Below are 12811 nucleotides of genomic sequence, written 5' to 3'. Positions count from 1 at the left end.
TGATCGCGGTAACGGCGCCAAATAACCGCTCAAGCGGCGTATTCGCTATTGCCAAAAAAGCGTTTCTCTTCAACACTATAGAATCATGCGCCGGCAAGATACGCTCTATCGCCTTCTTGAAACGACCCTTCTACTAAGCCGCTCGCAGCATGAACAGGAAATATTGGAAGAAATCCTCAAGGCCATCCGCTATGTCATGAACGTCAGAGCCAGCTCCCTTCTCCTGCTTGATCCCTTCACCAAGGAGCTTTATTTCCATACGTTTAAGGGAGGCGCGACCAGCATCCGCGAAATCCGCCTTAAAGTGGGCGAAGGGATCGCCGGCTGGGTCGCTCGATACGGCCGTCCGCTGCTGATCAACGATGTGCGCCGCGACCGGCGCTTCAGTTCTCGCGCGGACAAAAGAACCGGTTTTTCCACCAAAAATATTCTCTGCGTGCCGCTGAAAAATGAAGACAAGATATTGGGCGTCCTGGAAGCCATCAATAAAAAAACCGGCGTTTTCACCAAGGAGGATCAAAAAATATTCTCGGCGTTCGCGGCCCAAGCGGCCGTGGCCATCGAAAACGCGCGGCTTTACTCCATGGCATTTTTCGATCAATTGACCGGCGTTTACGGCCGGCGCTACTTCGAATCCTGGCTGGCCAATGAATTCGCCCGCGCGGACCGCTACAGCGGCGATTTCGGCTTAATCTTGGCGGATATCGACCACTTTAAAGGAATCAATGATCAACACGGCCACTTAGCCGGCGACTTGGCCTTAGCGGCCACGGCCGACACCATCAAAGCGGCCATTCGCACCAGCGATATTTTGGCCCGCTACGGCGGCGAGGAATTCGCGCTGATTTTACCCCACACGAATATTAAACAAACCTCGGTGATCGCCGAACGCATCCGCGCCGACGTGGAAAAACGCACCTTCAATTTCGACAAAGAAACCGTGCCCGTGACGCTCTCATTAGGCGCCACCAGCTTCAAGGCCACCCAGCCTAAATCAAGCAATGAAATGCTCGGGCTCGTGGACCGAGCCCTCTATTCGGCCAAAGAAAGCGGGCGCAATCAGGTCGTCGTTCATCCCAGCAAAGAATGACTCTCCTTGCATCGGGGGCCGTTCTCTGTTAAAAAATTAATATGAAATCAGGGGAATCAAAAACGATCGCAATCCTGCACGCCGGACTTTTGGCCCTTAGTTGTTCAATGCTCAACTTAACCGATGTTTGCGCCGACGCCGATGACAGCGTCGTTGAGCGTTGCGCAGACGACCGGGATCAATATTGCTGTAAAGATTCACACGCTCTGATCGTGATGCCGTTTACCGCCTTCAACGACCTTCTTTGGCCAGAAAATCTTAAACGCAAAGCAAACCAGATTTTGGGAAACCATGAAATAACCATTAACGAACAGTATCCATCCGCGGAAGGTCTTGATCCTTTCTCCATGCTGGAGGGAAATTTTGAGACTCTGGCCGATGCCTGCGTCAGCGTAAATGCAGCCTTATTGAGTCAAATAGGCAATATCCGGGGTAAACTCCCCGTCGTTTACGTCAACTACAGAGGCACTTTCGAAGAAATCGATAGTCCTGATTATTATGGAGCTTACTATAGTCACACCGAATGGCAGTCCGCCTGTCAAACGGCCATCTCAGAATCTTCACGGGAAAACCGGGAGGAAGAAGCCGAGAGGATACACCCGATTGATTTGATCCTGATTAATCTGGCTAATCTTGGCCGGCGCGAAGATGGGAGCGAAGACACGGATCACAAATGCACCAATGCGGTTCTAGCCCATGAAATGGGGCATGCGGTAAGCTTAAGGCATGCCGGCCATCCGACGAATCTCATGTACCCAAGCTGCGACACGAATTACACGCAAGAAAAACTCTCCAAGAAACAGGTCGCCAAATTTTGCAGAAAACGAGGCTTTAACAGACACCCCAGCCTGCCGTAACCCGCGCCAAGGATCGCTTCTCCTATAGCCAAGATCGACATAATTTTGAACAATGCTTTTCAGGAAAACCATGGAAGGCAACCACGCATCGAAGCGCATCAACACCTTGCTGGGCGCTCTTCTTGTCTTGGACATTGTCCTGAGCGTCGTCGCCCTGTTTATTCCCGAATTCTGGTCCCGCGTCATGCACGGGGTCCCCTATGACGATCCCCAGGGGCTTCTTCGTCGCACTGGAGCGACATGGGTCGCCTTCACTCTTTTTCAAGGAATTGCTCTAGCGCGCTGGCGAAAAGAACCCTTTTGGCTTGTTGTTGTCGCGGGCTTGCGATGGAGCGAAATCATTACCGATTGGATTTACCTTTATTTCTGCCAAGACATCACCTTATTCGGCCGGCTCGGCTTATTCGTATCGCCGCCTGTCAATATCTTAGCCGGCTGGTATTTGATTAAAAGCTATCAGCACTGCTCCGGGCAAACCAGCGGCCGCTCCTAACCCCGGATTCCGGGCGGGGCTCCGGTAGTATAATGATCCTATTCCAGTGATTGCCGAACAGATTCAAATCCCAAAAGCCAGCCCCTACCGTGTCGGCCGCTTTTATTTTCATATCAACGAGTTCGATGAAGCCCGGCCTTGGCTGAAAAAAGCGGCGCTCCAGAAACCCTGGAAATTGGAACGCTGGACCCGTTTAGCCATCAGCCATTTGCCCAGGCGCATGGCCGCGGTTTTGGCCGGATCGCGCCGGCGGCTATGGCATCAACTCTGGGAAGAAGCCCTGAAACTCCCCGGCTATCCGACGATTTACGAAAGCGCCTTAAACGAAATGTCCGAATACCTCAAAATTTCCAAGGAGGAAGCCCTCCGGCTATGCCAACAAGCGACGACTCAAATGGCCGATGAGTGGAAAGAGGCCGCCCCGCAAAGCGCCGATCAAATCATGGAATTTTACCGGACAAACACGACCTATATCGCCGACCTGATCCACGAACGAAGCAAACCCTATGAATTCGGCGGCCATCATGCGGTCGAAGCCCTTTTATTCGCTCTTGAGAAAGGCGCTCAATCCTGCCTGGATTTCGGCAGCGGCGACGGCTCCTGCGGCCTTTTGTACGCGCATCATGGTCTACAGGCCTCTATGGCCGATGTTTCGAGCCATCTCCTGGAATTCGTGCGCTGGCGCTTCGCCCAGAGGGGACTTGAAGGCAAATTCTATCTGATGCCGGGCAAACCTTTGCCGGAAAAAGAATTCGACTTGATCACCTCGTTCGATACCTTGGAGCACGTGGCCGATCCCTTGACTGCTTTAAACGACCTCTACCGCAGCTTAAAGCCGGGGGGGCATCTGATCGCCAACACGCCGTTCGGCTGTACGGAAAATCACCCCATGCACCTGCCACATGACCGAAAAAAATTCATCCGAGGCGCCAAAGACATGGGTTTTGCGGTTAAATCATTCCGGTTACGCGAGTTCTACCTCTTCCAAAAAATTTAATCCCCGTCAAATTTCAGGGGACACACCTAAAAACTTGACTGTTTTTTGACTGATTTTCAATTGTTTTGTCAAATATCTGGACATGACCCTTTAAATTGTTAACATGATCCGATGGCCAGGCAACTGCGAATCAATTTAGAAAACGCCCTCTACTATGTCTTTTCCAGAGGCAACGACAAAAAACCCGTTTTTCTTCATGATCAGGATCGCGAATCTTTCATTTCCCTGCTAAACGAAACCTTCGTCCGATACGGCTTTAAGTTTCATGCTTACGCTTTGCTGAACAATCAATACCATCTTCTCGTTGAAACGCCGGGGGCCAATCTATCCATGGGCATGCGCCTGATCAACGGGCGATACGCAGAATACTTCAATCGGCGGCACGGCCGGGTGGGCCACCTTTTCCAGGGCCGGTTTAAGGCCTTGATTCTCGAAAAAGAATCTTATTTGGCCGGATTAAGCCGTTATATCCACCTGCAGCCTGTGGCCGCCAATCTTGCTTTTGATCCCTGGGTCCATCCCTGGAGCAGTTGCCGGGATTATTTGGCTTTAAGGAAACCGCCGGCCTGGCTCAACACCGCCGACGTTCTTTCTTCCTTCGCCAAGACGAAGGAAGGGCCCATCCTCGCTTACAAAAATTTTCTCATGGCCATTGCGGAACATGACGACCCGACGAAAAAGGCGATGGGTCAGACCCTCCTGGGCTCCAAAGAATTCGCCCAAACCATCAAACGCAAAATTCAAAACAGCCTGGGCGACAAGGAAATCGCGCACCGGAATATTTTTAAGGACCGCCTGGAACCCGACGTCGCCGAATCAGCGATCGCCAAGGTCTTTGATCTCAATCCCGATGAATTAGCCGGCGGCCGCCAGAACAATCGCTTGGCCAGAAAATTCGCCATCTACATTTTAAGGGAACGTTCCGGATTAAGCCTCAAAGAAATGGCCGGCCGGTTCCTGATGGGGGAAGCCGGGATCAGCAAACTGGTCACCCGATTAAAATCTAAAATTCAAAACAATGAAGATACCCGGCGGCATTTCGAACGCATCGAGGCGGCCATCGCCGAAACAATACAAGAAAAAACGCCTGTTTCGACAGCCGAAGGCGCGCCCGAACAGCCGCCCGCCGGCGCTTCGAATTCGCTGGACAGATTGAATTAACAGGAGGATTTTATGCAACGACTCGTCGCAGCAATCATTCTTTGCTTGTCGGCCGGATCAGCCGGAGCGATTGATATCGGGTTGCGCCAGACCTTAGGCTCGGATGATTACAAAGGAACATACGGCTATCTCGAGATCGGAGCAGGAGCCCTGTCCATCCGGCCCGAAGCCGATCTTTTCACCTCGGATAAAACAACGGCCAGCTTTAAAACCTTTGCCGCGCGCCTGGGCTACGATACGTCCATACTCGGCCTGGGCGTCACCGGCGGCGCGACGCCTGAAGAGGACGACTACTCAAACGCCTTCGCGGGCGCGGATGCCACGCTCACGTTCTCGGCCACGGGCGGGGGAAGAAAGCGCATCAGAACGTCGGGCGGCGGAGCCCCACGCGGGCGAGGCTTGGCCAGGGTGGATGCCGGCGCCGGCGCTTTAGTCACCAAGCATGAGGATAAATTAAACGCAGCCCGGACCACATTGGCCAATAAATTCGAAGTGACTCAAACCGATTTAAGCGTGTTCGCCGGGGCGAGTTTCGTTGGCATTCATGCCAGCGCCAATCTAACCCAATCCGATTACAATAAAACCTTGACCGCTTCAGACCGGCCGGCCCAACGCTTAAAGCTCGATGGCGTCAACATGCGTCTGGAAGGATTCCCGGAAACCAGCCTGACCCTTCATGCTGAAATTCCGTTTTTGCCTCTCATCAATCCTTTCGTCACCTACAACCGGACGTCGTACAAGGCCAGCACGCTGACAACACGCGTTTTTTCCGTCGGAGCGCATGTCGGCCTTGAAATGCTGGAAGTCTTCGGAGCGTTCGAAGCCCTGCACCCGTCCGTCGGCAAAGACTCCACCGCCGTCACCGTCGGAGCCAGCCTAAGATTCGGTTTGGGCGGGTAAAGAATTTCCGCCTCCGCAGATGGAAAAAAGACCTTATGCCATCCGAGTTCTTTTCAGCAAAGAAGACGGAGGTTATATAGCCACCGTTCCGGAACTTCCCGGCTGCTCAGCCTTCAGCAGGACGTCGGAAAAAGCTGTCAAAGAAGTTAAGGTTGCGGTTTCTCTTTGGCTTAAAACTGCTGGGCGAGAAGAACGCTCTATCCTGAACGACAAAAAACTTTTAAAAAAACTGCGGCGCGGCTCCCGAGACGCCAAAGCCCGCCGAGGCCAAATTGTTCGATGATTAAACAAGAGTTCCTTTTGCCTGAAATTGAAGGGGAAGATCAAAATCTCGAAACTTTCGATCCAAATGCCTTCGTCGGAAATGATAAAGACGAACAAAAGACCTGCAACTTCGTACTGATGCTTGCCCTATTTTTTAATGATTTGAAAAATTTGGTTTGGGCCTTTCGTCAGCTTAAGAATACCTTACCGAAAAATGCAGACTCACCCTCCGTTTACAATGGCCATCACGGAGGATTTGAAGTTCATATTCAAAGATTATTTTGGGCCTGTGTGTTTGAACTAACAGATAGCATCAAAAATAACGAAAACGCCATTAAACACTCGCTTTTTGTAAAAACGATTCATTCGCTGCCACAAGAAAGACAACGCTTGTGGGATGAACTTTATCAATTTTCAGTAGGATCAAAAATCAATAAATTCTCCAATAAACTTCTAGAAGAATTGGCACAGCATCGAAACAATATCGCTTTTCACTATAGTCAGAACAAGGTTATTGCCAACGGTTACAAAGACTTCTTTGCCCCACAAAGCGCAAACCTACATAGTAATCCATTAAAAGTTCCTTACATTTCCAGAGCCGCTTCGATGGCAGAAACAAAATTCTATTTTGCCGATGCTGCTGCTCAAGAATGCCTTAAGAAATTTGATCCCTACGCTACTGAATTGAAAAATCTGGTCAAGGAAAACATACTAAAAACCGTAGGCTCAATTGTAATTAACTTTATTCAGGTTCGAGGATTTGCTTGGCAAAAGCCACAAACAGCCGAACAGGAATAATGAAACTCCACACCGTTAGTTTTGGTTGTCAGATGAATACGGCCGATTCCGAGGAAATGGGCCGGACTTTGGTCGGGCGGGGATTTGGGTTTACTCAAACGCCTCAAGATGCGGATGCCATCCTGATTAACACCTGCACGGTTCGCCAGCACGCTGAGGACAAGGCTTTTTCTTTTGTCGGCACTTTGCGCGAATGGAAAGAGGCGAATCCCAACCGGCTTTTAATCGTGGCCGGGTGCGCGGCGGAGCGGACTAAAGACGTTCTGCAGAAACGCTTTCCCTATGTTGATTTGGTGGTGGGCGCTAAATCGATTGAACAATTTCCGGAAATCGTTGAAGAGGCGCTAAAAGAAAAATTTAGCTGGGAAAAAGACAATGTCGGGGTTTGGCCGGATGAGGGGAATGGAAAAGAAGCAAGGGCACATTGCGCCTATGTCACCATTATGCGCGGGTGCAATTACACCTGCACCTACTGCATCGTGCCCTTTGTGCGGGGACGGGAAATTTACCGTCCGGCGGCAGCCATATTGAAAGAAGTTGAAACACGGGTTCGGGAGGGGGCCAAAGAGATTATGCTGTTAGGGCAAACGGTTAATTCATATCGGGGAGAAGGGGAGATCGTCGATTTTTCGGACTTGCTCAAGACCGTGGCCCAAATACAGGGCGTGGAGCGCATTCGCTTTATGAGCCCGCATCCTTATTACTTCAACGATAAGCTCATCGAAACCTTAGCTGCAACGCCGCAGGTTTGCAACCATATTCACCTGCCCGTGCAATCAGGCTCAAATCGCATCTTAAAACTGATGCGTCGCAATTACACGCGGGAACGCTATTTGGAAATCGTCCAAAAACTGCGCGCAGCCATCCCGAATATCGCCATCACCACGGATATTATCGCGGGCTTTCCCACCGAAACCGAGCAAGACTTCGATGAAACCATGGATTTAATTTGGGAAGGTGGTTTTAACGGCGCTTATTGCTTTAAATTCTCACCTCGCGATGGAACCGATGCCGCTAACTTGGAAGGGCAAATCGATCAGGAAACCAAGGAATGCCGTTTAGCCCGGGCTCTTGAGCTAACCGAAGACATGGGCCGGAAAAAGGCCCAGGCGCAAATCGGTCAAGTTAAAGAGGTTCTCTGGCACACGGATCAAGAAGGATTTTCACGCGATTCCTACAAAGTCGAACTTCTAAACGGCCAAAAAACCCAGGCAGGGTCCGCTCAGCCGGTCAACATTGAAGGTGTCAAAAGCCGCAAATTACTTGGTAGACTAGTGTCATGAAGCCTTCGGAAAGGCGCAAATATCCGCGCATCCCGATTGCCGCCGACCTGGCCGAACCCGTCGAAATCGTTCTACTGCGACAACAATCGAACGGCCGCATTTCAACCACAAACGGCCATAAAGCGCATCGAATACCCGCCATCCTGGCCAATATTTCAGCCGGCGGCATGGCGCTTGTGGCGTTCGGCGAAAAAGAAATTTTTGCCAGGGTTCGCCGCATCCATTTAGTCGCCAATATTCCCGGTTTCGAGCGGGCCAAAATCGAGGGCAATCTTGTTCATGTCCGAAGCCGCGAAGGCATTCAAACCCTGGGTGTTCGATTCGCCGCAGTGGCCAAAAAATTAAAAGACCGGATTCGCCACTTGATCGATGATTATTCGGACTGCGAAACCAGAATCGGCTTGCGCTTGCCGGAGGTTTGCACGGGCCAAACATGCCGCTTCTTCAACCTCTGCAAAAAAGCCCAAAAGCTCGAAACGCCCTGAGTACAACCCTCCTCCCCGTTCATAAAAATACAACCCGCCATCACCCCTTCGTCGTCGCCATTTTAGGCCCCACCGCCTCGGGAAAAACAGCCCTGGCCGTTCGCTTGGCTAAACGCCTGGGCGCGGAAGTTGTTTCCTGCGATTCCCGAAATTTTTACAAAGGCTTGCATGCGCTGACGTCCACGCCCGCCGGCCGTTGGACGGACGACGGAAAAACCTTCACGGTCGATGACGCGGTACCCTATCATCTGGTGGATTTTTTGGATCACCGGCAGCGTTGGGATGCTCAACAATACGCCACGGCCGCCCGGGAAGTTTTAGACGATATTTTTTCACGCTCGCGCTGCGCCATCGTGGCGGGGGGAAGCGGTTTTTACTGGCGCGCCTTAAACCAAGGCCTCGACGAAGCCCCGCCTGTCGATGATTCCCTGCGCCGAGAGCTCAATCAGCGCCTAAACAACGAAGGCCTTCCGGCGCTAAGCGAAGAGCTTAAAAGACTCGATCCTAAGACTCATCAATCCATCGATCGGCAAAATCCCCGCCGCGTTCTGCGCGCCCTAGAACTTTGCCGCCAATTGGGGCGCCCTTTATCTGAGATTCGCTCCGGGCCAAAAACCGAGAAAAACCATTTTTGGCCGCATGCCGCTTTTTATCTTGATTGGCCGCGTTCCGCGCTCAAACAAAGAATCGAACGCCGCATTCGCAGGTTCTTGGGATCCATGACCGAAGAATTAAACGGCTTGAAGAATAAGCACGGCGAGAGCATCCGGCAATGGCCGGTCTTTGAATCGCTTTCTGCCGAACCGGTCTGGGACATGATCCACGGACGAATCAGCCGGGAAGAAACCGTCGCCCGTTCGATCAAGCTTGAATTCGCCTACGCCCGCCGCCAGGAAACCTGGTTTAAAAAAGAAAAGAACCTCGTCAAAATTTCATTCAATGAAGAATCGGACCGCGATGAACGCTTGATGTTTGAGCGCGCCGAACAAATCATTATGGGGAAAATACCGCAGCCATGCCGTTAAGAGAAACGCTGCGCCCGCTGGAGAAGGTCATTCTGGTCGGGTTATTGACCAAGAAAACCGGGTTCGATGATGATTCTCTCGATGAGCTGGAACGCCTGGTTGAAAGCGCCGGAGGCGCAGCCGTTAAAAAAATTATTCAAAAACGCATGGCCAGGGACCCGGCCCTCTTAATCGGCAAGGGTAAAACCGAAGAAATCGCGGCCATGGTACGGCGATTGGATATTCACACCGTTGTTTTTGATGAGGAATTGACGCCCACCCAGCAACGCAATCTCGAAGAGGCCATCGGAACGAAAATTATCGACCGCACGCGCCTGATTTTGGACGTTTTCGCTCAACGCGCCCGCACCAAGGAAGGCATTTTGCAGGTTGAGTTGGCGCAAAGCACCTATATGCTGACCCGCCTTAGCGGGCGGGGAGCCGGGCTCTCTCAGCAGTTGGGCGGCATTGGGGCCAGGGGTCCCGGCGAACGCGCTTTGGAATACGACCGGCGGCGCATCAGGGTCAAAATCCAAAACATCAAAAAACAGCTGGCCGGCGTCCAACAAGAGCGGGAAACCCAGCGCGCCCAACGCCTCGCCGAAGGCATCGCTCAAGCCGCGCTCGTGGGCTACACGAACGCGGGGAAATCGTCGCTGTTGAATAAAATGCTCGGCCCTCATCAAAACGGCTCGGCGGCCGCCTACGCTGATGATCGACTTTTCGCCACGCTCGATCCTTTGACCAAACGGATTTATCTTCCCGGCGGCCTGCCGCTCTTGGTGACCGACACCGTGGGTTTCATCCGAAAACTGCCGACTCATCTGGTGGCCAGCTTCCGGGCCACGCTTGAGGAGATTCGCTGGGCGGACTGCCTGATCATCGTTGATGACCCGATGGACTCGGAATCCGAGATTCAAAAACGGCGCAAAGCCGTGGACACGATTCTGGGTGAATTCAAAGTCGACGATTACCCGGCCCTTCGCCTCTTCACCAAAGCCGACTTATTAACCCCGGACGAAAAACGCTACCTCGCCAAACGCTACCCGGAGCATCTCCTCGTCTCCTCGAAAACCGGGGAAGGCTTCGATCAATTGATGAAGCGAATCGAAAACCTTTTGATCGGTACCTGGCCCAAGTCCAAATTGAGAATCCGGGCCAAAGACGGGCATCTCGTTTCTCTTCTCTACAAACTCGGCAGGGTGATCGAATTTAAAACCGACAGACAGGGGGACTATCGCGTTTATTGGCAGGCGCCTGCGGCGCAGATTAAAAAACTCCAAGGAATGGCCGGACCATGACCTTAGCCAATAAAATCACCATCATCCGCATCGCGCTGACGCCGTTTTTTCTGATTTTTCTCATTTATTCGCACTATGTTCCCGCCCTGATTTTCTTTTTGGCCAGCGCCATCACGGACGGGCTCGACGGTTTTTTTGCGCGCAAACGCCGTCAAATCACCAAAATCGGCTCTTTTTTGGATCCCCTCGCGGACAAGGCGTTCTTAATTCCGACTTATGTCTCCTTCGTGCTGGTCGGCGCCATCCCGAAATGGCTGTTCGTTCTTCTTATCTGCCGGGATTTTGCTATTCTTCTGGGTTGGTTGCTCTGGTTGATCAAAGAACAAGAATTAAAAGCCAATCCGCGCTTGTCCGGAAAAATGACCATTGCCACGCAAATGATTTTCTTTGTTCTGGTCATGTCAAAATTGGCTTTCCCGAATTTGGAAACCCCCATGTTCAATATGATTCTTGAATTTCTTATGTACATCATCGCGTCGATCACCTTCGTTTCATTCGCGGATTATCTGGCCCTGGGCACAAAAACCCTGGCCGCCAAAACACAATGATGATCACCTTGTGGATCGTTGCCATCGGCGGCTATTTTTTGGGGGCCATCCCCTCGGGATTTCTCATCGCCAAATACGCTAAAGGCATCGATATCAGGCGCCACGGCTCAGGCAATCCGGGCGCAGCCAACGTTTATCGCACCTGCGGGAAAATCCCCGGGTTTGCGACGGCCATCGGCGATATCCTCAAAGGATTCCTTCCCGTCTACCTGGCCGTCAGCATCGAACCGGAATTGACCTGGTTTCATCTGTTGGTCGGGGCCTTGGCCATCATCGGCCACAATTGGACCGTCTTTTTAGGTTTTAAAGGCGGCAAGGGCGTAGCCACGAGCGCCGGAGTCTGCGTCTGCCTTCTGCCTATACCGACCCTATGCGCGACCGGCGCTTTTCTGCTGGGAGCGGCGCTGACGAATCATATCTCGGTCGGTTCCATGCTGGCCGCGGTTGTTCTGCCGGCGACCAGTTTGGCCCTGGGCTCTCCGCCGAGCTTAGCCATTATGTCCGTTATTATCGGAGCGGTCATTCTGATCCGCCATATCTCCAATATGAAACGGCTCCTGACCGGCCGAGAACTTCTGTTCGCCAAAAAAACCTAATGCCGCCGGGCCATCTTCCCCTGAGCTTTTTGGGCTTCGGCGCATGGGGGGGAGCCCTGGCCATCCATTTGGCCCGCCACGGAGTCAAAGAAATCAACGCCTGGGAATACCTGGAACGCTTGCGCGATCATATCCGCTTGACGGGACGCCACCCCTCTTTGGGCGGACCGGTTGTTCCGGAAACGATCAAGATTGTCGAGCGACTGGAACATTTGCCGTTGAGCAAACGCCATGTGCTTGTGGTTGCGGTGGGCTCCGCTTATGCCGCAGCCACCCTCAAGGCCTTGGCCCAACTTCAGGATAAGGTCCGCAAATTAAAAACAAAAGGCTCGCCGCTGAAAATTGAAAAACCTTACGCCTGCCTCATCCTCAGCAAAGGGCTTGACCCCGCCACATTAACCCTCATGAGCGAGATGGCCCGGCGCACGCTCAAACTCGAGGCAGGATCCGTGTTCGTTCTCTCCGGACCGACCATCGCCAAAGAATTAATTTACGGCTCGCCGACCGTCGCAGTTTTAGCCGGACGGCCGGGGGCCAAGATGAATGCTTTAAAGACGCTTTTTGAACGCGGCTCGTTCATGATCAGGACCTCCCCGGACAGCATCGGCGCCCAATTAGGCGGCGCTATGAAAAATATCTATGCCTTAGGCTACGGCGTTCTTGACGCCCTGGGCGCTTCCGCCAACACCAAGGCTTTTTACCTGACGCGAGCCATGGAAGAAATCGCGGATTTGGCTTTGCGCCTGGGCGGACGCCGCGAAACGATTTACGGCCCGGCCGGATTGGGCGATTTATTGACCACCAGCCTCTCGCATAATTCCCGAAATTCCCGCCTAGGACGTCTCCTGGCCCAAGGTTACACGCTTGAGGCGGCCCAACGGGAAATCGGCATGGTGACCGAAGGCGTTTCCGCCTGCCATGAATTTCTTAAGCTTGCGGCCCGGACAAAAACAAAACTAACCTTGGCTGAACGGATTTCGGTGGTCCTAAAAACCCCTACAAAAGCGCGCGAAATCCTGTTAAACTTAAATTAA

At 52.4% G+C, this 12811-nt stretch carries 15 protein-coding genes; all 15 read left to right on the top strand.

The window, feature by feature from the left end:
- The first annotated feature begins 85 nt into the window (after positions 1-85).
- The 15 genes from HYT79_02470 to HYT79_02400 all read left to right on the top strand — a co-directional run bounded on the left by HYT79_02470 (position 86) and on the right by HYT79_02400 (position 12811).
- Positions 86-1090, top strand: a complete 1005-nt coding sequence (locus tag HYT79_02470) for a sensor domain-containing diguanylate cyclase (GenBank protein MBI2069438.1) — start codon at positions 86-88, stop codon at positions 1088-1090.
- Positions 1091-1197: 107 nt separating this feature from the next.
- Positions 1198-1947, top strand: coding sequence for a matrixin family metalloprotease (locus tag HYT79_02465; protein ID MBI2069437.1), 750 nt, complete (start codon positions 1198-1200; stop codon positions 1945-1947).
- A gap of 52 nt (positions 1948-1999) precedes the next feature.
- Positions 2000-2440, top strand: coding sequence for a hypothetical protein (locus HYT79_02460; protein MBI2069436.1), 441 nt, complete (start codon positions 2000-2002; stop codon positions 2438-2440).
- Positions 2441-2486: 46 nt separating this feature from the next.
- The gene (locus tag HYT79_02455; protein MBI2069435.1) at positions 2487-3437 is read left to right on the top strand and encodes a class I SAM-dependent methyltransferase; all 951 of its coding nucleotides are present in this window, start codon (positions 2487-2489) and stop codon (positions 3435-3437) included.
- A gap of 111 nt (positions 3438-3548) precedes the next feature.
- Complete coding sequence (locus tag HYT79_02450; GenBank protein MBI2069434.1) at positions 3549-4598, top strand: transposase; 1050 nt, start codon at positions 3549-3551, stop codon at positions 4596-4598.
- Positions 4599-4610: 12 nt separating this feature from the next.
- Entirely contained in the window at positions 4611-5498 is an 888-nt protein-coding gene (locus HYT79_02445; GenBank protein MBI2069433.1) for a hypothetical protein, read from the top strand.
- Between the two features lie 19 nt (positions 5499-5517).
- Positions 5518-5781: a type II toxin-antitoxin system HicB family antitoxin gene (locus HYT79_02440; protein ID MBI2069432.1), complete on the top strand. Its 264-nt coding sequence runs from the start codon at positions 5518-5520 to the stop codon at positions 5779-5781.
- Positions 5778-6560: a hypothetical protein gene (locus HYT79_02435; GenBank protein MBI2069431.1), complete on the top strand. Its 783-nt coding sequence runs from the start codon at positions 5778-5780 to the stop codon at positions 6558-6560. Before HYT79_02440 ends, HYT79_02435 begins: the two co-directional genes overlap by 4 nt.
- 32 nt (positions 6561-6592) lie before the next feature.
- A complete protein-coding gene (miaB, locus tag HYT79_02430) occupies positions 6593-7843 on the top strand; it encodes a tRNA (N6-isopentenyl adenosine(37)-C2)-methylthiotransferase MiaB (protein ID MBI2069430.1) in 1251 nt (416 codons plus the stop codon).
- Entirely contained in the window at positions 7840-8328 is a 489-nt protein-coding gene (locus tag HYT79_02425; GenBank protein MBI2069429.1) for a PilZ domain-containing protein, read from the top strand. Before miaB ends, HYT79_02425 begins: the two co-directional genes overlap by 4 nt.
- A complete protein-coding gene (miaA, locus tag HYT79_02420) occupies positions 8277-9353 on the top strand; it encodes a tRNA (adenosine(37)-N6)-dimethylallyltransferase MiaA (GenBank protein MBI2069428.1) in 1077 nt (358 codons plus the stop codon). The genes HYT79_02425 and miaA overlap by 52 nt, the downstream gene beginning before the upstream one ends.
- Positions 9344-10633: a GTPase HflX gene (gene hflX, locus HYT79_02415; protein MBI2069427.1), complete on the top strand. Its 1290-nt coding sequence runs from the start codon at positions 9344-9346 to the stop codon at positions 10631-10633. The genes miaA and hflX overlap by 10 nt, the downstream gene beginning before the upstream one ends.
- Positions 10630-11181 (top strand): CDP-alcohol phosphatidyltransferase family protein, encoded by a 552-nt coding sequence (locus HYT79_02410; protein MBI2069426.1) that lies wholly within the window; start codon positions 10630-10632, stop codon positions 11179-11181. Before hflX ends, HYT79_02410 begins: the two co-directional genes overlap by 4 nt.
- Positions 11178-11777: a glycerol-3-phosphate 1-O-acyltransferase PlsY gene (plsY, locus tag HYT79_02405; GenBank protein MBI2069425.1), complete on the top strand. Its 600-nt coding sequence runs from the start codon at positions 11178-11180 to the stop codon at positions 11775-11777. Before HYT79_02410 ends, plsY begins: the two co-directional genes overlap by 4 nt.
- Positions 11777-12811, top strand: a complete 1035-nt coding sequence (locus HYT79_02400; GenBank protein MBI2069424.1) for a hypothetical protein — start codon at positions 11777-11779, stop codon at positions 12809-12811. Before plsY ends, HYT79_02400 begins: the two co-directional genes overlap by 1 nt.

This window comes from Elusimicrobiota bacterium (genome assembly GCA_016180815.1).
Taxonomy (GTDB): Bacteria; Elusimicrobiota; Elusimicrobia; order JACQPE01; family JACQPE01; genus JACPAN01.
Note: the sequence above shows the minus strand (reverse complement) of the source record. Positions and strands in the feature narration are given on the sequence as shown.